This window comes from Caballeronia sp. LP006, from assembly GCF_031450995.1.
In the GTDB taxonomy this organism is placed as follows: Bacteria; Pseudomonadota; Gammaproteobacteria; order Burkholderiales; family Burkholderiaceae; genus Caballeronia.
Genome location: NZ_JARTVW010000003.1, coordinates 581,700 through 602,780, shown reverse-complemented (window position 1 = coordinate 602,780; position 21,081 = coordinate 581,700). Strand labels below are relative to the sequence as shown.

The following is a 21,081-nucleotide window of genomic DNA, read 5'->3' as shown; positions in this document are numbered from 1 at the left end:
CCTGTTTCATCGCTTAGAACGTGGCCCAGTCGCCGTCGCCGGCTGCGACCGCGGGTTCTGCGCGCTTCTTCGGCGCGGCAGGCTTGACGGCCTTCACGATCGACGCGGGCGCAGGACGGCGCACCGGCGCTGCGTTCGCACGGCTCGCGGCAACGACAGCCTGGCCCGTGCGAAACACGGCGACGGTCGTGCGCAATTGCTCGGCCTGATCTTCCAGCGACCCAGCGGCTGCCGCCGCTTCTTCGACGAGTGCCGCGTTCTGCTGCGTGACCTCGTCCATCTGCGAGATGGCCTGGTTCACTTGCTCGATACCGCGCGTCTGTTCATGCGATGCCGACGCGATCTCGCCCATGATGTCCGTCACGCGTTGTATCGCCGTGCCGACCTTTTGCATGGTTCCACCCGCGCGGGCAACGAGTTCCGTGCCCGCCTGCACGCGGCCGCCCGACGTTTCGATCAACTCCTTGATCTCCTTCGCGGCACTCGACGAACGCTGCGCGAGGCTGCGCACTTCACTTGCGACGACGGCAAAGCCGCGACCCTGCTCGCCAGCGCGAGCGGCTTCGACCGCGGCGTTCAACGCAAGGATGTTGGTCTGGAACGCAATGCCTTCGATCATGCCGATGATCTCCGCGATCTTGGCTGAACTCTGTTCGATGCCCGCCATGGTCTCGACGACCTGACCGACGATAGCGCTGCCTTCGTTGGCGACGGCGTTCGCGTTGTCGGCGAGGCCGCTTGCCTGCATCGCGTTCTCGGAGTTCTGCTTGACCGTCGCGGTGAGTTCTTCCATGCTCGCGGCCGTTTCCTGCAGCGAAGCGGCCTGCTGTTCGGTACGCGATGAAAGATCGGTGTTGCCCGCTGCAATCTGCTTGCTGGCGCTCGCAATGGCCTCGCTGCTCGTGCGGACGGAGCCGACGGTTGCCGCGAGCTTCTCCTTCATGGCGGCGACGCCGGAGAGCAACTGGCCCATCTCATCGTGGGTCTTGATCGTGACCGTGCGTGTCAGATCGCCTGCCGCGATGTGCTCGAAATGCTCGAGTGCATCGGCGAGCGGCGACATGATCGCGCGACGCAGGAAGTACCAACCGAAAGCCGCGCCCGCAATACCCACGACGAGCGAGATGAAGCCAACGGTACGCACGGTTGCGTAGCTGCTGTCGTTTTCCTCGTCCTGGCGGGCTGCGTCGATGAGTTGGAATTCCTTCAGCTTCTTGAAGGCATCGCTCGTGCGATTGTAGGCATCGGGCACGTCTTTCTGTGCATAGCGAATGATCTCGGCCTGATCGCGTTTCTCGATGGCGGCGCCAAAAGCTTCGACTGCCTTGCGCATTTGAGCGCGGCCTTCGACCACGTCCTTCGCGAGGACGTCTTCGTCCGCGCCACGCGGGATGACATCGTACTTCTTGTACCACTCGTCCGAATCGGCCAACGCTTTCTCGGCGCGAGCGCGCAAGTCTTCCCCTCCGGTGCCTTCGCGGTCGAGCGCAAAGCGGTCGAGCAGCACGCGTGCGCGGTTCAGGTACACATCCGAGACACCCAGCGCGTTGACGGAGGGTAACGTGCTCAGACTCACGTCTCTTGCGGACGCCTTGATGGTCGCCATGCCGTATAGACCGATTCCCACGGACAAGCTGAGCAGCACGCCAAGAAAAATCATGGTGAGCGCGAGCCGCGCCCGGATTGTCAGGCTCTTCATTCGTTTTGCTTCCAGAGTGGTCGTAGGTGGAGACGAGGCGCGATGCTTATCGACGCCTGTTGCAAGCTTGTCCACCTTCTTATCGGCGTGAAGCAGGGAAACTGTAATGAGGATGTAGGTATGACGGCCGCCGTTACGTCACGGCGCCCGCTGCAACGACACAGCTCGGCTCGGGCGCGAGCGTCGAAAGTCCCACGACGAGTTCCGGCGCGACCGGCCGGCTCAGCAAGTAACCTTGCACGAAGTCGCACTGCGCTTGCCGCAGCATGTCCAGTTGCGTTGCGCGCTCGACACCTTCCGCCGTGACGCTCACGCCGAGCGCATGCGACATCTGGATGATGCCGCACACGATGCCGTGCGTCGCGGCATCGCTTTCCAGGCGAGCGACAAACGAACGGTCGATCTTGAGCGTATCCGGCGCGAAATCCGCGAGGTAACGCAGACTCGAATAGCCCGTGCCGAAGTCATCGATGGCGATGCGCACGCCGAGTTCCTTCAACGCACAGAGCGTGCGTTGCGCGAGCTCTGCATTCTCCATCAACGCACTCTCGGTCAGTTCCACTTGCAGGCTCGACGGCGGCAGTCCGTGCCGGCGCAAAGCGTTATCCACGACATCGACGATAGCCGTATCGCGCAACTGCCGCGCCGACACGTTCACGGAGACGCTGAGCGCGCTCGCACCGTTTCTGCGCCAGTGCGCAAGCTGCCGAAGCGCGTCTTCCATGACCCACGCGCCGACCTCGATGATGAAGCCGCTCTCTTCCAGAATCGGAATGAACACGCCCGGCGAGACGACACCGCGCGTTGGATGACTCCAACGGATGAGCGCCTCGACACTGCGGACCGCGAGCGAATGCGGCTCGTGAATCGCCTGATAGTGCAGCACGAACTGGTCGTTGGCGAGCGCGGCGGGCAGGTCGCGCTCCAGGTTGAAGTCGACGATACGCTTGCTTGCGTCCTTGTCGGCGAAGCGAAAGCCGTTGCGCCCGGCCTTCTTCGCGGCATACATCGCAATGTCCGCACTCGTGAGCAAGGTCTCGTGATCGGCGCCGTTCTCGGGGAACACTGAAATGCCGATCGACGCGGTGACGAACGCGCCGGCGCGAGGCGCATCGCCTGTTTGTGCGAGCACGCCGAGAATGATTCGCGCGATGCTCGCAAGCCGTTCCTTGTCGCGTGCCTCGTCGATCAGCACGGCAAACTCGTCGCCGCCGAGTCGCGCAAGAAAGGCATCGGCCGGGAGCGCCGCCTGAATCACTTCGCTCAGCGACTTGAGCAGACGGTCGGCTGCCGTATGGCCGAGCGTGTCGTTGAGCACCTTGAAGCGGTCCAGATCGATGAACATCAGCGCGAACACGTTGTCCTCGCGGCAGCGTTCCTCGATGGCCCGCAAAAGCGCAACGCGATTCGCGAGCCCTGTCAGCGAATCCGAGAAAGCCAGCCGGTCCAGTTCCGCGACACGCTCCTGCTCCGCAGTGATGTCCTCGCTGATGCCGATGATGCGCGCCACGCCGCCCGCCGCATCGCGCACGGGATAACCCGTGCTTTGCACCCAACGCACGCCGCCGCCGGGCCGCTCGATGCGGTATTGCACGCGCCCGCCAATCGCGGTGTCGACGATGCGGCGCATCGCGGCTTCGACTTGCGGACGGTCTTCGGGCAGCACGACATCCATCCACGCTTGCGGACGTTCCAGCAGCGTCGGCGCGTCCACGCCGAACAGGGACGCGCAGCCTTCGCTCAACCGATGGAAGTGGCTGAAATCCGCGCTATACGAGTAGAAGCAGAGACCGGCGTGCGCTTCCATCTCGGTCATCAGCGCGTCTTTCGCGCGCAGATCGGCGGCGAGGTCGGCTTCCTGAGTGACATCGAGCGACGCGCACAAAATGCCGTAGACGCCACCCCTACCGTTTTCGATAGGGATCAATCGCGACTGCCATACCTTCGGCTCGCCTGTCGTCGTCGGGCACGCGCCAGTGAAAGACGTGCGCGCGCCTTGCAGCGCGGCGGCGAATGCGCTGCGAGCGGCGATGGCGTCATCGTTCGACCAGAAGCTCAGCCAGTCGGCGCCGGCAAGCTGTTCCGGGCCGCTCGCCTGCATCAACTGCGCGCCATGCTCGGAGATGCGCAACATGCGCCCTTCTTCGTCCAGCAGCTTCAGGCATTCGCGATTCGCGTCCAACAGCGCCCGTGCAAGCGCGCGGGTGGCATTCTCGCGCCCGGCGGCGCGGCATGCACGACCAAGACCGATCGTCAGCACGACGCCGCCGGCAAAGACGCCGACGCACGACGCCGCAACGTTCGACACGGACGCGAGTGGCCAATAAACGAGCGCGAACGCGCCCACCGCACCGAGCATGTGCTGCACGACGCAGGCAGAGGAAAAAGTTGCGCTACGTGCCTGAGTTTTCAGGAAGAACGACAGGAAGCCCTGGTTCTGCGCGGATCGAGTCTCCGACCGTGCGCGGTCGACTGAACCCTGGGTGGAATGATGGGACATGGGCATTGCAAAACCAGGCTTCGGTGGACGTGGTGGACGAGTCGACCAAGCCTCGTGCTTGATGGAGCCGATCAGGCGATTCCTGGTTTACGACGCACAAGTGCAAATGCTTTAGCCCTGTGCGGACGAAGAAATACAAGGTGCGGGCGATGGAGCCTTCAGGGAAGGTGCGAGAACAAGGCTCCAAGCGTGCCTTACCGATACGTGAAGCGCCGGTGCGTCCTCTTCGTCCGAGGGACGCCCGTGCATGTGCTTCGAAACGAGCGTGCGGCCATTCGTCGAGCCGCTTCTGCGCGCTCGAATCGTTCACCCATGACACGCTCCAGCAAACATGCTTGTATATTAACGGGACGCATCGGCGTCTCGAGTACGCGTCGCGTCGGCGAACCGGGACCAATGATCGACCATCCGGGCTAACCATGAAATACAAAGACTACTACGCGGTCATGGGCGTTCCGCGCACGGCGAGCGAAGCGGAAATCAAGACCGCTCACAGAAAACTCGCGCGCAAGTTTCATCCCGACCTCAACAAGGACGCGGACGCCGAAGCGCGCTTCAAGGAAGTGGGCGAGGCATATCAGGTACTCAAGGACCCGGAGAAGCGCGCCGCGTTCGATGCCCTCGGCACCGGGCTCAAAGATGGCGACGAGATCCGTCCGCGTCCCGATGTCGGCGATGGCTTCGAGTATCGCGGTGGCGAAAGTCAGCAAGACGCCGACGACTTCTTCAGCGACCTGTTCGGCGCACGCAGCGGCATGCACGGCGGCGCACGCGCGCGGCATGGGACACGTTCGCGCATGCCCGAGTGGCCTGGCGAGGATCATCATGCAAGCGTCGCGGTCAGCCTGGAAGATACCTACACCGGCGCGCAGCGCACCTTCAGGCTACAAATGCCCGTCATCGACGATGAAGGACGCGTGACGTATCAAACGCGCACGCTCGATGTGACGATACCGAAGGGCATTCTCGACGGCCAGCGCCTGCGCCTCGCGGGTCAGGGAGGCGCCGGTTCGGGCAATGCGCCGCCAGGCGACCTCTATCTGGAAGTGACGGTCGACAAGCACAAGCGTTATACCGTCGACGGCCGCGACGTCACCGTCGAATTGCCGCTTGCGCCATGGGAAGCCGCGCTTGGCGCAGAGGTGGTCGTGCCGACGCCATCCGGCGATGTGACCGTGACCGTTCCGGCCGGGTCTGCCGCCGGACGACGTTTGAGGTTGCGCGGTCGAGGCATTCCCGGCAATCCGCCCGGCGATGTCTACGTCATGCTCGGCATCGTGCTGCCTCCCGCCGATACCGACGCCAGGAAGGCTGCCTATCACGCCATGCGCGATGCGTTCGACTTCGATCCGCGCGCGCACTTTTATGGGTGAACCATCATGAATGAAAACGAGCCGGTTTATCTGCAGGGCGATATCGTCGAGGAGCACGTCGAGTTCACGATGATCGAACTATGTCGCATCACGGGCGCTTCGGAAGATCAGCTCGCGCTTTGGGTGCAAGAAGGCGCATTCGAGCCGCGAGGTGCGCGAATCGAGGAATGGCGCTTCAGCGGCACGTCGTTGCGCCGCGCCATGACCGCGCAACGACTGACCAGCGATCTCGAACTGAACGCGCAAGGCGTGGCGCTGACACTCGATCTGCTCGATCAGATCGATGCCTTGCGCTCGCGTCTCGCACGCTACGGCGACCGCGGTTGATACGCATGAGCCTTCGTGCGACCTTTCCCCGAAACGTCGCACGAGCGCTTCGATGGTGCGCCGATCATCCGGATTTGGTGCACACGCGTGGCTGAACCCATGAAACATGCGCTCATTTGCGATGGCACGCTTATCGCTTATAGCTACAGCAAGGAGCCGGCGCTTCATCCGGTTTAGCACCAACAATTTGCAATAGATAACTAGGGTTCCGATCCGCGTAGCGTCCATGAGGGACGATCCATACGCGCGATGCTGGTCCGAGAGTTGTCGACCTCAAGGTTCTGCGCGAGGTTACACGGCGGGATAAAAGCCCGGGAGAGAACGCGATCGAGAGTCGCGCCGCTCCCCGCCGTCGATAACCCCTTCGAGGTCAACCTCATGCGCAAGCTATCCCGTTTCATCGGCATCGCCGCCCTCTCTCTCGCCGCGTTTGCTTCCACCGCTTCTCCCTCGTTCGCCGCCGGTCGTCAGGACTTCAAGGTCTGCTGGACCATCTATGCGGGCTGGATGCCGTGGGGCGAAGCGAAAACTCAAGGCATCGTTTCCAAGTGGGCCAAGAAGTACGGCATCAATGTCGATGTCGTGCAGCTCAACGACTACGTCGAGTCGATCAATCAGTACACGGCCGGCAAGTTCGACGGCTGCGCCATGACCAACATGGACGCACTGACGATTCCCGCCGCGGGCGGCGTGGACTCGACCGCGCTTATCGTCAGCGACTATTCCAACGGCAACGACGGCGTGCTCGTAAAGGGCACTGGCAAGAAGATCGCCGACATCAAGGGTCAGCAGATCAACCTCGTGCAGTTTTCCGTATCGCACTATCTGCTTGCCCGCGCGCTCGAATCCGCCGGCATGAGCGAGCGCGATCTCAAGGTGGTGAACACATCGGATGCCGATATCTCGGCCGCGTTTGCGACACCCGCCGTGAAGCAGGCCGTCACTTGGAATCCCATGCTCGCCGACCTGAAGGCCAAGCCCGATGTGACCGAAGTCTTCGATTCGAGCAAGATTCCCGGCGAGATCATGGACATGATGGTCGTCAACACGAAGACGCTGCAAGAGAACCCCGCACTCGGCAAGGCACTGACGGGCGCATGGTTCGAGATGATGTCGCTGATGCGCGCCAACAGCGCCGACAGCACCGCCGCCCTCAACGCGATGGCGAAGGCATCCGGCACCGATCTGCCGGGCTTCAAGGGCCAGCTCTCGACCACCGCGCTCTTCTACACGCCTAAGTCCGCGCTCGACTTCGCGACGAGTCCCGAACTGCCGCGCACCATGACGCGCGTCGCGAAGTTCTCGTTCGATCACGGTCTGCTCGGTCAAGGCGCGCCGAGCGCGGACGCAATCGGCATGGCGTTCGACAAGGGCGTCGTGGTCGGCAGCAAGAGCAACGTCAAGCTGCGCTTCGATCCGACCTACGTGCGCATGGCCGCCGACGGCAAGCTTTAACGCCTGCGAACCGGAGGCTGCGCGATGCGACTCATCAACCGACACCCGAGCAAGAGCGGCGCCATGCTGCTGCTCTTGATGCCGTTCATCATGCTGTTGGCGGTGTACTTCACCAGTTCGTCGCTGCGGCTCAAGGACAATCCCGGCGACAAGGTGCTGCCAAGCGCGAGCCAGATGAGCGAGGCGATCACGCAGTTCGCCTTCACCGAAGACAAGCGCACGGGCCAATATCTGCTTTGGACCGATACGCTCGCAAGCCTTAAGCGCCTTGGCATCGGGCTTGTGGTGAGTGCGGTGATCGCGCTCGTCGCGGGCATCGTGACGGGCAGCATTCCGCTCGTGACCGCAACGCTCTCGCCCTTCATCACTGTCGTCTCGATGATCCCGCCGCTCGCGGTGCTGCCCATTCTCTTCATCGTGTTCGGCCTCGACGAGTTGTCGAAGGTCGTGCTGATCGTGATCGGCATTACGCCCATGATGATCCGCGATCTTCAGCAGCGCGCACGCGAGATTCCCGACGAGTTGTGGGTCAAGGCGCAGACGCTCGGCGCCACGAGCTGGACGCTGATGCTGCGCATGATCCTGCCGCAACTCATGCCGCGTCTGCTTGTCGCGCTGCGTCTCGCGCTCTGTTCGGCGTGGCTCTTTCTCATCGCGGCGGAAGCGATCGCATCCGTCGACGGCCTCGGCTACCGCATCTTTCTCGTGCGCCGCTATCTCGCGATGGACGTGATCCTGCCTTACGTCGCGTGGATCACGCTGCTCGCGTGGCTTATCGACGAGAGCCTGCGCCGTATCACGCTGTGGGCGTTTCCCTGGTACGGCGGAGGCGCAAGATGATCGAAGTCCGCAACGTGTGGAAAGAGTACGGCAACCAGGTCGTGCTCGAACGCCTGAATCTCAAGATTGGAAAAGGCGAATTCTGTTCGATGGTCGGTGCGTCGGGCTGCGGCAAGTCCACGTTTCTGCGCCTTCTGCTCGGTCAGGAACGCGCGACACGCGGCGACATCCTGCTCGATGGCGAACCGCTGCCAGGTGAACCGGACGCGCATCGCGGTGTGGTGTTTCAGCGCTATTCGGTGTTCGAGCATTTGAGCGTGGTGCGCAACGTGATGCTCGGTCACGAGTTGCGCGAGTCGAGGCTCATGGGCCGTCTTTTCGGCGCGCGTCGACAGGCTGCACGCGACGAAGCCGTGGCGATGCTCGAACGCGTCGGTCTTGCCGCCGCGCTCGACAAGTATCCGCATCAGCTTTCAGGCGGCATGCAGCAGCGTCTTGCCATTGCGCAGGCGCTCATGATGAAGCCGCGCATCTTGCTGCTCGACGAACCCTTCGGCGCGCTCGATCCGGGCATCCGCCGCGACATGCACGAACTGCTGCTCAAGCTCTGGCGCGAGTCGGGCCTGACCATCTTCATGGTCACGCACGACCTGAAAGAAGGCTTCACGCTCGGCAGCCGCGTGCTCGTCTTCGACAAGGTACGTGTCGATCCGCAAGCGCCCGGCGCGTATGGCGCGCGTGTCACCTACAACATTCCGCTCGACCATAGCCGCGACTCGGCTTCGTCGATCCACGTTGCACGGGCGGCCGTCGAAGGCGCCGCGCGTGCGGAAGCGATACCTGCTTAAAGGAACCCAGGAAGATGGACTTGCTACTCGAAGAAACCGTTCCCGGCGGCGGACATGCGTCGCTGATCGTTAAGCGGGGACAGTCGTTGCGCCTGACCGATATCGATGGCGGCGCGAACGTCAGCATCATGATGTTCAACGCCGCCGAAAAAAGCGAACGCTTGAATTTGCCCGATACGCTCAAGTGCCAGCACACGGCCAAACTAAGCGCGGGCCATTGCCTCTACTCCGACATGGGCCGCGTGCTTGCCGCCATCGTCGCGGATACATGCGGGTGGCACGACAGCATCGGCGGGGTATCGAATACCGGGGAAGTGCATGAGAAGTATGGCGCGGGACGCTATCAGGAACTGCGTAACGGCTTTTATCGCAATGGCATGGACAACCTGCTCGTCGAGATGGGCAAATGGAATCTCGGCCTCTCCGATCTCTTGATGACGCTGAATCTCTTCAGCCGCGTCGACGTGACGGACCAGGGGGCGCTTACCTTCGTCAGCGGCAATTCGAAGCCCGGCGATTACGTCGAGCTCTATGCGCCGATGAACACGCTCGTCGTGCTCACCGCAATTCAGCATCCGCTCGATCCGAACGCGAACTATGCGCCGCAACCCGTGAAGCTCTCGTTGGCAAATGCGGATCGAGAAGTGGCTGAACTCTGCCGCACATCGTGCGAGGAAAACGTGCGTGGCTTCATCAACACCGAGCGCTTTTATCTTTGAGCGGAGACCGACAAACATGACGACCTACCTCACCGCCAGCGACCGCCGTGCAGAAGATGCGATCCACCGCGAAACGCTCGGCGCCGGCGAGCCGTGGCTCAAGGAACTGAAGGCCGGACAGACGCTGCGCATTCGCGATATGGAAGGCAATCAGGCAGTCGATACGCTCTTCTACAGCCTCGACAATCCGCGCGAACGTTTCGATCCGCAACGCACCCTGCGCCGCCAGAAGAGCCTCTATCTGACGACGGGAACCGTGCTGTATTCGAACCTCGGCAACCCGATGCTGACCATCGTTGCCGATACATGCGGCCGTCACGACACGCTCGGCGGCGCATGCGCCCAGGAGAGCAATACCGTTCGCTATGCGCTCGAAAAGCGCTACATGCATAGCTGCCGCGACAACTTCCTACGCGCCTGCGCGCACGACGGACGGCTTTCCAAACGCGACCTGAGTCCGAACATCAACTTCTTCATGAACGTGCCGGTGACAGCCGATGGCGGACTCACGTTCGAAGACGGCATCTCCGCGCCCGGCAAATACGTCGAACTGCGCGCGGAGATGAACGTCATCGTGCTCATCTCCAATTGCCCGCAGTTGAACAACCCCTGCAACGCCTACAACCCGACACCCGCGGAGTTACTGATATGGGAATGATGCGAATGAACCGCCTGCGTGAATGGTTCTATCTCGTGATGATGATTCGCGCGGGACGACTCGGCGCCTGTTCGCGCGACTCGCTGAAGTCTCATCAAACGAAGGTCTGAGGACGCTGCCGGGGACGACCCCGGCGTGCATCTTTCAATCGACGGGACGACCCGCCGACGCATCCGCCCCTGTCATGTTCGACAAAGTCCTGATTGCCAATCGCGGTGCCATTGCGTGCCGCATCCTTCGTACCTTGCGTTCGCTCGATATAGCAGGCGTCGCGGTCTATAGCGAAGCCGATCTCGCGAGCCGCCACGTCAGCGAAGCGCCCATCGCGCATTCGCTCGGTCAGGGCGCGGCTTCATCGACGTATCTGGATGTCGCGAAGATCCTCGAGATCGCGCGCCGCGAAAACGTGCAGGCCATCCATCCCGGCTACGGCTTTCTCTCGGAAAACGCGCTATTCGGGGAGGCGTGCGAAGCAGCCGGTATCGCGTTCATAGGACCGACGCCCGCGCAATTGCGCGCCTTCGGGCTCAAGCATACGGCTCGCGCCATTGCGGCCGAGCAAGGCGTGCCGATGCTCGAAGGCACCGGCCTTCTCGAAGACGCCGAAGCCGCGTTGCAGGCGGCTGGGCGCATTGGCTATCCGGTGATGTTGAAAAGCACGGCGGGCGGCGGCGGTATCGGCATGCGTGTGTGCTGGACTGCCGATGAACTCGCCGCGCAGTTCGACGTGGTGAAGCGCCTCGGGCAAAACAACTTCAGCGATGCGGGCGTGTTCATCGAGAAGTACATCGAACGCGCGCGGCATCTCGAAGTGCAGCTTTTCGGCGATGGCCGCGGCAACGCGCTTGCACTCGGTGTACGCGATTGCTCGGTGCAGCGGCGTAACCAGAAAGTGCTCGAAGAAACGCCCGCACCTTCGTTGCCCGATGGCATGGCAGAGGCATTGTGCGAAGCGGCGTTGAGGCTTGCCAGAGCGGTGGCTTATCGTTCGGCGGGGACGGTCGAGTTCGTATACGACAGCGGTGCCGCGCAGTTTTATTTTCTCGAAGTGAACACGCGGCTGCAGGTCGAACACGGCGTGACCGAGCAAGTCTGGGGCGTCGATCTCGTTCAGTGGATGATCGAACTCGCGGCAGGCACGCTTGCGCCGCTCGACGAACTCGGCGCCGCGTTGAAGCCCGTTGGTCACGCTATACAGGCGCGGCTCTATGCAGAAGATCCTGGCCGCGATTTCAAGCCGAGTCCTGGCTTGCTGACCGAGGTCGCGTTTCCCGAAGCGGATGGTAGCGCGCTGCGCATCGACACATGGATCGAAGCCGGCTGCGAAGTGCCGCCCTATTTCGATCCGATGCTCGCGAAGCTGATCGCGTGGAAACCGACACGCGAAGCCGCGCGCCACGCGCTCGCCGAAGCACTCGACGCCACGCGCATCTACGGCGTGGAGACCAATCGCGTGTATCTGCGGCAGATCATCGACGACACGCCGTTCGCTTCGGGCGAGCCGTGGACGCGTTGTCTCGAAGGGCTCAAGTATCGCGCGAGCACCGTCGAGATCGTGAGCGGCGGCACGCAGACCACGGTTCAGGACTTTCCCGGCAGACTCGGATTTTGGGCGGTTGGCATTCCGCCCTCGGGCCCAATGGATGATCGAGCGTTACGCCTTGGGAACCGGCTTCTCGACAATTCGCCGGATGCGTCCGCGCTCGAAATCACGATGAGCGGTCCCACGTTGCGCTTCAATACGGACGCGGTGGTCGCTATCACGGGCGCGGCGTTGAGCGTGACCGTCGATGGCATCGAGCAGCCGATGCACACGACGCTCTTCATTCCGTCAGGCGCGACACTTGCACTTGGTGCCATTCGTGGAGCGGGCGCACGCGCCTATTTGTGCGTGCGTGGCGGCTTCGATGTCGCGCAGTACCTCGGCAGCCGCAGCACGTTCACGCTGGGTCAGTTCGGCGGCCACGGCGGACGTGCGTTGCGCGCGGGCGATGTACTGCATCTGCATCCCTCGATGGATCGCGCACATGGCGTGCGCCTTTCGTTCACGCCCGCGCTCGACCCGGTTCGCACACTGCGCGTGATCTATGGTCCGCATGGCGCGCCGGAGTACTTCAGTCCGCAATACATCGAGACCTTTCTTGACACCGAATGGGAAATTCACTTCAATTCGAGCCGTACCGGCGTGCGCCTGATCGGACCGAAACCCGAATGGACGCGCGAGGACGGGGGCGAAGCGGGACTGCATCCGTCGAACATTCACGACAATCCGTATGCGGTCGGCGCGATCGACTTCACTGGCGACATGCCTGTGATTCTGGGTCCCGATGGCCCGAGCCTCGGCGGCTTCGTGTGTCCCGTGACGATCATCGAAGCGGACCTGTGGCAGATCGGGCAGTTGAAGGCGGGCGACAAGGTGCGTTTCGTGCCTGTGCAGATCGATGAGGCGCGCGCGGCGGCACGGGCGCGTCTCGTCGAATTGAAGACGCTTGAGCCGCTTGAAACACTGCCTGCAAGCGCTGAAAGACGCGCGTTGACATCGCCCATCGTGCTGGACATCGGCGCGAATCACGACCGGCTGGTTGCGCGTGTGTCGGGCGATACGCACCTGCTGCTCGAACTCGGCCCCGCGGAACTGGACCTCGTCCTGCGCTTTCGTGGCCATGCGCTGATGCAATCGCTCGAAGCGCTCGAGTTGCCCGGCGTGATCGATCTAACGCCCGGCATTCGCTCGCTGCAGGTTCACTATCAGCCTGAGCGCCTGCCGCTTGCAACGTTGCTCGATACGGTCGCGCAGACGTGGCAACGCGTGTTGTTGCAAAAGGACTTGCGCGCGCCTTCGCGCATCGTGCATTTGCCTTTGTCATGGGACGATCCCGCTTGCCGCCTGGCCATCGACAAGTACATGACCACCGTGCGGCCGGATGCGCCATGGTGCCCGAGCAATCTCGAGTTCATCCGGCGTATCAACGACCTCGAATCGATCGATGACGTCAAGCGCATCGTCTTCGACGCAAGCTATCTCGTGATGGGCTTGGGCGATGTCTATCTCGGCGCGCCAGTTGCAACGCCGCTCGATCCGCGCCATCGGCTGGTGACGACCAAGTACAACCCGGCGCGTACATGGACCGCGGAGAACTCCGTTGGCATCGGCGGCGCGTATCTTTGCGTCTATGGCATGGAAGGTCCGGGCGGCTATCAGTTCGTCGGGCGCACGTTGCAGATGTGGAACCGTTATCGCGCGATTGCCGATTTCGCGGGCCGTCCGTATCTCTTGCGCTTCTTCGATCAGATCCGCTTCTACGAAGTCCCGGCCGATGAACTGCTGCATATTCGCGAGCATTTTCCGCTTGGACGTTATCCGCTCAAGATCGAGGAGACAGAGCTGTCTCTCTCCGACTACGAGGCGTTTCTGACACGCGAGGCGGCTGGTATCGATGCATTCCGCACCCGTCAGCAAGCCGCGTTTCAAGCGGAACGCGAGCGTTGGCGTGAAGCGGGACAAGCACAGGAGAGCTTCGAGCCTCCGGTTGTAACCGAATGCGAGACCGTGCCGCTCGAAGACGGTCAGACCGCGGTGGACAGCGAGATCGCGGGCAATCTCTGGCAGGTGCGCGTGAAGGCGGGCGAGCGCATTGCGGCAGGCGACGTGATGTTCGTGATCGAATCGATGAAGATGGAGATCGCCGTGTGCGCGCCCTGCGCGGGCATCGTCGCCGATGTTCATGTGGCGCCTGGCACGCCCGTGAAGGCGGGACAGCGCGTGGCGATCATCGGGAACGTCTGAGTGTCGTAGCCAAGGAAGCCGCAAGTCCCCGTTGAATTTCATTCAACATGTCATTTTTTTTTTGAACTGGCAGCCCTCCCCCTGCGAATCTAATCTGAACGCGGATTGAGAACACGCGGCTACCCACGCCGCGACCGCATTCACTTCGCAGAGGGTTCAAATGAACGGACTGAAAAGACTAGGTGCTTTCTTCGCGCTGAGCGCCGCATTCACGCTGCAAACTCCTGCGTTTGCCGTCGATTGGGATTTCGCCACCGCGAATGCGCCGGGCAATTACCAGACGAAACTGGACGAGAAGTTCGCGGCTGAAGTGGCCGCCGCCACCAACAACGAAGTGAAGATCAACATTCACGCGGGCGGACAACTCGGTTTCAAGGGCCCGGAAATGTTGAGCGTGATTCGCGATGGACTCGTGCCCATCGGGTCGTTTCAGTTCGCGCAGCAAGTCGGCATATCGCCGATTCTCGGGGCATCGTCGGTACCGTATCTCGTATCCGGTTTTGATGAGATGAAGACCTTCCGTTCCGTCTCGAAGCCCTACTACGACGCCGAATTCAAGAAGTTCAATCAGAAGCTGCTGCTCACCATTCCCTGGCCCGGCCAGAACGTCTTTTCCAAAGTCGAACTGTCGAACTCGGACACCTTCAGGACCATGAAGATCCGCACGACCGACCGCAACGGCAGCGACTTCTTCCGCAGCCTTGGCGCATCGCCGGCGCAGATTCCCTGGGGTGAAGTCGTGCCCGCGCTGTCGACGGGCGTCATCAATAGCGTGTCGACATCGACATCGTCTGCCGTGGATGGCCAGTTCTGGGACTTCCAGAAGGCGTGCAACGTCGTCAACTGGCAATCGAACTTCGAAGGCGTGTCGGTCAATCTCGACGCCTGGAACAAGCTCAGTGCGAAGAACCAGAAGGCTATCGAAGACGTCGTCGCACGACTCGAACCCGTGTTCTGGGACGCGGCAAAAGCGGAAGACAGCAGGAACTTCGAGACCCTCAAGGCGAAGGGCATGGAGATCTACACGCCGCCCGCGGCCGTGCGCGACGCCATGGCCGCCAAGGGCAAGCCGAGTTGGACCGCCTTCGAGGACGCGGTGCCCGCCGCCAAGCCACTCCTCAAAAGCTATCTGACCGCGGTCGGCAAGCAGTGAGCCGCATCCGCTCTTCGAAAACCACGGTCACAGCGGAGTCAATGCCCATGGAAAACATCGACACAAGCGCGCATGTCGAGAGTTCGAAGGGACGTGCGTTCGTGCAGAAGGCGTTGTTCTCCATCGATATGCTCGCCCGTCTGGATGGCTGGCTCGGCGCCCTCTGCCTCTGCCTGCTATGCCTCTTGATGATTGCCGGCATCGTCGTGCGGACGCTGTCGACCGTGGTGAGCTGGTTGCCCAAGGACATACCCATCGCATGGGAATACAGCTCGTATCTGATGGCCGTGACCTTCACGTTCGGCGCCGCGCTCACGCTTCGCGCAGGCGGCCATATCCGCGTCAGGGTGCTGTTGTCGAACGCATCGCCTCGCGTCGTCAAGGGCCTCGAATGCGTATCGGCGGCGGCGGGCTTTGCGTTCGCGGCGTTCTTCTCGGTCGCCATGACGCACTTCTCGTATCAGGCGTTTCTCACCGACGAACGCTCGCTTGCCAGCAGCACGCCCTTGTGGATACCCAAGGCATTCGTCGCGTTCGGCGCGATGCTGCTTGCGCTGCAGTTACTCGCCCGCCTCGGCCAGTTGTTTCTGGACGAGCCTGTCGAAGACAAGAACCTGATTCATTGAAGGCTGAGACACATGGGAACGATACTCACGACAATGGCCGTGTTGCTGTTCGGCGGCCTGTCCATCGGCATATGGGTTGGATTGACGCTTGCCATTACCGGGTCGCTAGCGCTCTTCGTTTTCAGGTCCATTCCGGTCGACCGGCTGATCGCTCAGTACGCATGGAACGTGATGACGACGCAGGAGCTGCTGGCCTTGCCGCTTTTCATCGTCATGGGCGAGATTCTGTTTCGAACGCGCATCTCGACGTCGCTCTTCAAGGGACTTGCGCCGTGGGCGAGCTTGCTGCCTGGAAAGCTCTTGCATTCGAATGTCATCGGATGCTCGATCTTCGCCGCCATCTCTGGCTCGTCGGCGGCGACGACGCAGATCGTGGGCCGCGTCACGCTTGCGGAGCTCAATCGCCGCAACTACGACAAGCGGATATCCATGGGCAGTCTGGCAGGCGCTGGTACGTTGGGCTTTCTCGTGCCGCCATCGAACATCATGATCGTGTATGGCGTGCTGGCGCAGGTTTCCGTGCTCAAGCTCTTCGCCGCAGGACTGATACCGGCCATTCTTCTCGCGTCGTGCTTCATGGCGTGGATCATGATTCACACCACCTGGAACAAGAGCCTGATTCCCGAGGAAGAAAGTTTCGCGACCATGCCCTGGCGCGAGCGCTTTGCTTCGCTCAAACATCTTGCGCCGGTCGCGTTATTGATCGGCGCGGTTCTCGGCAGCATGTACGGCGGGCTCGTCACGCCATCGGAAGCGGCTGCGGCCGGTGTGGTCGGCGCGCTTGCCATCGCGGGCTTTCAAAAGGACCTCAGCGTTGAAAAGCTGAAGGAAGTCGGACTTGGCGCGGTAAAGACCTGTTCCATGATCGCGCTGATCATTCTCGGCGCATCCATTCTCGGCAGTGCGTCCGCGTTTCTCGGCGTGGGACAGGCGGCCGCCACGTTCGTGCAGGAACTGCACCTGTCGCCGGTTGCGCTGCTGTTCGTGCTGTTCATCGGCTATATCCTGCTCGGCTCGTTTCTCGAAGGCTTTTCGATCATCGTCATTACGTTGCCTATTGTTCTGCCGATGGTTCTCGCAGCCGGATTCAACGCCATCTGGTTCGGCATCTTTCTGGTGATCGCGGTGGAGATCGTTCAGGTTCACCCGCCTATAGGCTTCAATCTCTTCGTGATTCAAGGCATCACGGGAGAGAAGCTCTCCGTCATCACCAAGGCCACGCTGCCCTATCTCGTGCTGCTCATTCTGTTCGGCATTGCATTGATCGTGTTTCCGCAGATCGCGCTTTGGTTGCCGGAACAACTCGGCTTGAAGTGAGCATGCGCTGTTGTATCTCGCTGATAAATGGAAAATATGATGACGTCTAGGTTTGCCATCTCAGTCGATATCGGTGGCACGTTCACCGACTTCGTATTGCTGGACAGCAAGAAGAAAAGTGTCACGACCGCGAAGGTCCTGAGCACGCCCGAACGCTCGGAAGAAGCGATATTTTCCGGCTTCGAGCACTTACGCCGCGATGCGGAACTGGACCTCGCGGATTGCGATGTCTTCCTGCATGCGACGACGGTCATCACCAACGCCGTCATCGAACGCAAGGGGCACGACTTCATTTTGCTGCATACCGAAGGCTTCGGCACGACGCTTGAAACCGGCCGTGAGCATCGTTACAACGTATCGAACTTGAGGCTGGCTTTTCCGAAACCGTTGACCAAACACCGGTTGAAGGTATCGGTACGTGAACGCATTGCCTACACCGGTGATCTCGTGCGGCAACCCGACCAAGCTGAACTCATCGCGGACGTGCGCCGTCTCGTCGAGGAAACGGGCGTGACGAACTTCGCCATCTGTTTTCTGCATGCCTTTCAAAACCCCGCAAACGAGCAGTTGGTGGAAAGCTGGCTTGCAGAAGCCTTCCCCAATGCCGTCATTTCCACATCCAGCGCCGTGGCCCCGCGTTCGGGCGAGTACGAGCGCTGGATGACATGCGCCGTGAATGCGTTCACCAAGCCGTTGCTGAGTCAGTACGTGAAGCGCCTGGAGACGAGAGCCGCCGACGCGGGCTTCAATGGCCGGCTTCTGATGATGACGTCATCCGGGCTGCCGCTGCCCATCGGTCACTGCGTCAGAGCGCCCGTCCGTTTGATCGAGTCCGGTCCCGCGGCAGGCGTTCTCGCTGCGCGAGAGATTGCTGCACGTAATGCGCCGGCGCCGCAAGACAGCGGTGCCGTGGACGATACCGTGCTCGCCTACGACATGGGCGGCACGACCGCCAAGGGCGCGTTCCTCATCGCCGGCAAGGTCGATGTGCAAGCGGGCCTCGAAGTGGCACGCGAAGGCGCATTCGAAGCCGGCAGCGGCTTTCCGCTCATCATTCCCGCGCTCGACTTGATCGAGATTGGCGCGGGCGGTGGCAGCATCGCCGAGATCGACGAACGCGGCGCCATCTCCGTCGGACCGAAGAGTGCGGGCGCCGTTCCCGGCCCGGCATGCTATGCGCGCGGCGGACAAGCCGCGACCGTCACCGATGCAAATCTCTTCCTCGGCTTTCTCGGTGAGGCGAACTTTCGCAATAGCGGCATCGACGCCACCCGGGTTGAAGCCAAGCGTGCGATTCAGCAGAACATCGCGGAACCGCTGGACATCTCGGTGGAGCGCGCGGCTATCGGCATTCATCGCACCATCAACGAAAACGTGGCACGCGCGTTTCGCGTGCATGCAGCGGAACTCGGTGTCGACTACCGGCGCGCCACGCTGGTCTGCACCGGCGGTTCGTCGCCCGTGCATGCGTTGCCTATTGCGCAGCTGCTGTCCATCCGGCGCGTCATCTTTCCGTTCGCCGCGGGCGTGGCTTCCGCCATGGGCCAGTTCGCGAGCAGCGAAGGGATCATCCTGCAGCAAACGAGAAAGATGAGTCTCGCCGATGTCACCGATGACGTCATCGCGCAAGAAGTCGCTCGACTCGTGCAGGCCGAGCCATACGCAAGCCAGCTCGTCGATGGCGGCGCGCGGACCATCGTGAAACTCGGCATGCGCTACGAAGGACAAGACTCGGAAGTGACTGTCGAGATATCCGATGAAGGGCGTTATCTGAATGCGGCAAACATTCGCGCCAGATTCCTCGATGCCTACAAGGACATCTTCGGCCTGAACTTTCCGGACTACGGTATCGAGATCAGCACGTGGGTGGTCGAAGTCTCCTTGCCCGAGCATCTCAAGTCCGTGCGCGACTTCAGCTACGACGCGCTCACGCCTTCAGCAAGGATGGAGAAGGAACCCAGGTCCTGTTACATCAGCGACGGCGCAACGGAAGTCTGGACCGAAGTTCCCGTCTTCAACCGATACGCCTTGCCGGTTGGCTGGAAACGCTCAGGCCCCGCACTGATCGAAGAGAACGACACCACCATCTACGTTCCAGCGTTTGCCGAAGCACGGATTGCATCGACGCTGGATCTCATCGCGGAGCTTAAGTCGTGAATGCTACAGTCAAGATGGACCCGGTCGATGCCGGCATCATCTGGTCCCGTTTCGTCTCGGTTGCGGACGAAATGGTTTCGGCCATGGAACGCACCGCTTTCTCGACAATGGTGCGCGCGAGCGGCGACTTCTCGTGCATGATCTTCGACGCACGCGGCAAGCTGATTGCGCAAGGCGCGACGAGTGTGCCGTCGTTCACGGGAACCGGCCCCAGCACGCTTGCTCATATCCTCGATGTGTTCGACGCGGCCGCTCTGCGCGACGGCGACATCATCGTGACCAACGATCCCTGGATCGGCACGGGTCATACGTTCGATATCAACGTCGTGAAACCGGTGTTCTTCGAAGGACGCATTGCCGGATACTGCCTGACCGTTTCGCATCTTGCCGATGTCGGCGGCGTGGGAATGGGTTCGGTCGCGAAGGACGTCTACGAGGAAGGCTTCTCGCTTCCGCCCGTGAAACTCTTCGAAGCGGGCGTGGAGAATCGCTTCGTGTTCGACTTCATCAGAAACAACGTTCGCACCGTCGATTACGTGTTGGGCGACATCTATTGCAATGTCGCGGCATGCAACGTCGGCGCGCAAGGGCTCGTCAAGATTCTCGTGGAGCACAAGCTTTCCACCACCATCGACGCCGCCGATGCGATCTTCGCGCTCACGCGCAAGTCGATCAACGCGAAGCTCGAACGCATGCCCAAGGGAAGTTATGCGGCGACCATACCCGTCGAAGGCGGAAAGGACTTCCCCGACATCTCGCTCTCCGTCACCGTCACGTTGAGCGACTCCGGCTTCGCGTACGACTTCGCCGGAACGGACCCGGTGGTGAATCGCGGCGTCAACGTGCCGATCTGCTATACACGCGCGTTCTGCTACTTCTGCACGAAAGTGCTCATCGCGCCCAGCATTCCCAACAATCAGGCCATACTCGATTTCGTCACCATAGCGGCGCCCGACAACTGCATTCTCAATGCGCTCAGGCCGAACCCGACTGGTGCGCGGCATGTCTTCGGCCATTTCGTCGGACCGCTCATTTTCAATGCGCTGGCCGAGGCCTTCCCCGACGACGTTCAAGCCGACTCGGGGATGGTGTTCCAGATGAATCTTCGCGGCCAGACGCGCGCGGGAAAGCACTATTCGTCGATCTATTTTTCGGCGGGCGGATACGGCGCGCTAGCAGGTTACGATGGCCGCCCTGCCTTGCCCGCACCGGCCAACATCATCGGCGGCTCGGTTGAATTCTGGGAGCAGCAGATTTGCTGCACCTTCCTCAAGAAAGAGATACTCAGAGACTCGGGCGGGCCCGGCGAGTTTCAAGGCGGCAACGGTCAGATCTTCGCGATCAGGAACGACACGGGTCATCCCATCGAGGCATCGTTCATGGCGTCGCGGACCAAGATAGCCGCGAAAGGATTTGCAGGCGCGGGCGCCGGCGCGCATCGGCTCATCTTCGTGGACGATGTCGAGACCGATCCAAAGGCGCGCGTGCTCATTCCAGACGGCGGTATCGTGGAGATTCGCGACGCGGGCGGCGGCGGATACGGCAACCCGGATCGCAGATCGCTCGATGACATCGCAGCCGACCTCGAAGCCGGGCTGATCAGCGCGCAGTTCGTCGACGACAACTATCCCCGGCAGGCGCGTCAGCTCGCGCGCTCCGTGGGTGCATCGTGAAGCCGGCTT

15 protein-coding genes and 1 riboswitch are annotated in these 21,081 nt (G+C 61.7%); of the genes, 13 read left to right on the top strand and 2 right to left on the bottom strand.

Going from position 1 to position 21,081, the window contains the following annotated elements:
- Window positions 1-13: 13 nt before the first annotated feature.
- Both P9250_RS07345 and P9250_RS07340 read right to left on the bottom strand, forming a co-directional pair.
- Complete coding sequence (locus P9250_RS07345) at window positions 14-1,699, bottom strand: methyl-accepting chemotaxis protein (protein ID WP_310392065.1); 1,686 nt, start codon at window positions 1,697-1,699, stop codon at window positions 14-16.
- 133 nt (window positions 1,700-1,832) lie between these two features.
- Entirely contained in the window at window positions 1,833-4,199 is a 2,367-nt protein-coding gene (locus P9250_RS07340) for an EAL domain-containing protein (protein ID WP_310392061.1), read from the bottom strand.
- A gap of 419 nt (window positions 4,200-4,618) precedes the next feature.
- Between P9250_RS07340 and P9250_RS07335 the strand changes: the two genes are divergently transcribed.
- From P9250_RS07335 to P9250_RS07275, 13 genes are all read left to right on the top strand, one after another.
- Window positions 4,619-5,572: a DnaJ C-terminal domain-containing protein gene (locus P9250_RS07335; protein WP_250494626.1), complete on the top strand. Its 954-nt coding sequence runs from the start codon at window positions 4,619-4,621 to the stop codon at window positions 5,570-5,572.
- Window positions 5,573-5,578: 6 nt separating this feature from the next.
- Window positions 5,579-5,899, top strand: a complete 321-nt coding sequence (locus P9250_RS07330; protein ID WP_310392059.1) for a chaperone modulator CbpM — start codon at window positions 5,579-5,581, stop codon at window positions 5,897-5,899.
- A 189-nt stretch (window positions 5,900-6,088) separates the two neighbouring features.
- Window positions 6,089-6,219: riboswitch (guanidine-I (ykkC/yxkD leader) on the top strand.
- Between the two features lie 58 nt (window positions 6,220-6,277).
- The gene (locus tag P9250_RS07325; protein ID WP_250494624.1) at window positions 6,278-7,354 is read left to right on the top strand and encodes a putative urea ABC transporter substrate-binding protein; all 1,077 of its coding nucleotides are present in this window, start codon (window positions 6,278-6,280) and stop codon (window positions 7,352-7,354) included.
- 24 nt (window positions 7,355-7,378) lie between these two features.
- A complete protein-coding gene (locus P9250_RS07320) occupies window positions 7,379-8,194 on the top strand; it encodes an ABC transporter permease subunit (protein ID WP_310392057.1) in 816 nt (271 codons plus the stop codon).
- Window positions 8,191-8,982 (top strand): ABC transporter ATP-binding protein, encoded by a 792-nt coding sequence (locus P9250_RS07315; RefSeq protein ID WP_310392055.1) that lies wholly within the window; start codon window positions 8,191-8,193, stop codon window positions 8,980-8,982. Before P9250_RS07320 ends, P9250_RS07315 begins: the two co-directional genes overlap by 4 nt.
- Before the next feature lie 14 nt (window positions 8,983-8,996).
- Window positions 8,997-9,701, top strand: a complete 705-nt coding sequence (locus tag P9250_RS07310) for an urea amidolyase associated protein UAAP1 (RefSeq protein WP_310392053.1) — start codon at window positions 8,997-8,999, stop codon at window positions 9,699-9,701.
- Between the two features lie 16 nt (window positions 9,702-9,717).
- Entirely contained in the window at window positions 9,718-10,359 is a 642-nt protein-coding gene (locus P9250_RS07305; protein ID WP_244830645.1) for an urea amidolyase associated protein UAAP2, read from the top strand.
- A gap of 184 nt (window positions 10,360-10,543) precedes the next feature.
- Complete coding sequence (uca, locus tag P9250_RS07300; RefSeq protein ID WP_310392050.1) at window positions 10,544-14,146, top strand: urea carboxylase; 3,603 nt, start codon at window positions 10,544-10,546, stop codon at window positions 14,144-14,146.
- Between the two features lie 160 nt (window positions 14,147-14,306).
- Window positions 14,307-15,299: a TRAP transporter substrate-binding protein gene (locus tag P9250_RS07295; protein WP_310392049.1), complete on the top strand. Its 993-nt coding sequence runs from the start codon at window positions 14,307-14,309 to the stop codon at window positions 15,297-15,299.
- Between the two features lie 47 nt (window positions 15,300-15,346).
- On the top strand, window positions 15,347-15,925 hold the full coding sequence (locus P9250_RS07290) for a TRAP transporter small permease subunit (protein WP_250469441.1): 579 nt from the start codon (window positions 15,347-15,349) through the stop codon (window positions 15,923-15,925).
- Between the two features lie 12 nt (window positions 15,926-15,937).
- The gene (locus tag P9250_RS07285; RefSeq protein WP_310392046.1) at window positions 15,938-17,242 is read left to right on the top strand and encodes a TRAP transporter large permease subunit; all 1,305 of its coding nucleotides are present in this window, start codon (window positions 15,938-15,940) and stop codon (window positions 17,240-17,242) included.
- A 36-nt stretch (window positions 17,243-17,278) separates the two neighbouring features.
- Window positions 17,279-19,399 (top strand): hydantoinase/oxoprolinase family protein, encoded by a 2,121-nt coding sequence (locus P9250_RS07280; protein WP_310392044.1) that lies wholly within the window; start codon window positions 17,279-17,281, stop codon window positions 19,397-19,399.
- A complete protein-coding gene (locus P9250_RS07275) occupies window positions 19,396-21,072 on the top strand; it encodes a hydantoinase B/oxoprolinase family protein (protein ID WP_250494617.1) in 1,677 nt (558 codons plus the stop codon). The genes P9250_RS07280 and P9250_RS07275 overlap by 4 nt, the downstream gene beginning before the upstream one ends.
- The last annotated feature ends 9 nt before the right edge of the window (window positions 21,073-21,081 follow it).

Excerpts from the sequence above, each read along its gene's own strand:
- P9250_RS07320 (WP_310392057.1), top strand. The coding sequence starts at position 7,379 with ATGCGACTCATCAACCGACACCCGAGCAAGAGCGGCGCCATGCTGCTG.
- P9250_RS07310 (WP_310392053.1), top strand. The coding sequence starts at position 8,997 with ATGGACTTGCTACTCGAAGAAACCGTTCCCGGCGGCGGACATGCGTCG.
- P9250_RS07305 (WP_244830645.1), top strand. The coding sequence starts at position 9,718 with ATGACGACCTACCTCACCGCCAGCGACCGCCGTGCAGAAGATGCGATC.
- P9250_RS07345 (WP_310392065.1), bottom strand. The coding sequence starts at position 1,699 with ATGAAGAGCCTGACAATCCGGGCGCGGCTCGCGCTCACCATGATTTTT.
- P9250_RS07330 (WP_310392059.1), top strand. The coding sequence starts at position 5,579 with ATGAATGAAAACGAGCCGGTTTATCTGCAGGGCGATATCGTCGAGGAG.
- P9250_RS07325 (WP_250494624.1), top strand. The coding sequence starts at position 6,278 with ATGCGCAAGCTATCCCGTTTCATCGGCATCGCCGCCCTCTCTCTCGCC.
- P9250_RS07280 (WP_310392044.1), top strand. The coding sequence starts at position 17,279 with ATGATGACGTCTAGGTTTGCCATCTCAGTCGATATCGGTGGCACGTTC.
- P9250_RS07335 (WP_250494626.1), top strand. The coding sequence starts at position 4,619 with ATGAAATACAAAGACTACTACGCGGTCATGGGCGTTCCGCGCACGGCG.
- P9250_RS07285 (WP_310392046.1), top strand. The coding sequence starts at position 15,938 with ATGGGAACGATACTCACGACAATGGCCGTGTTGCTGTTCGGCGGCCTG.
- P9250_RS07295 (WP_310392049.1), top strand. The coding sequence starts at position 14,307 with ATGAACGGACTGAAAAGACTAGGTGCTTTCTTCGCGCTGAGCGCCGCA.
- uca (WP_310392050.1), top strand. The coding sequence starts at position 10,544 with ATGTTCGACAAAGTCCTGATTGCCAATCGCGGTGCCATTGCGTGCCGC.
- P9250_RS07315 (WP_310392055.1), top strand. The coding sequence starts at position 8,191 with ATGATCGAAGTCCGCAACGTGTGGAAAGAGTACGGCAACCAGGTCGTG.
- P9250_RS07290 (WP_250469441.1), top strand. The coding sequence starts at position 15,347 with ATGGAAAACATCGACACAAGCGCGCATGTCGAGAGTTCGAAGGGACGT.
- P9250_RS07340 (WP_310392061.1), bottom strand. The coding sequence starts at position 4,199 with ATGTCCCATCATTCCACCCAGGGTTCAGTCGACCGCGCACGGTCGGAG.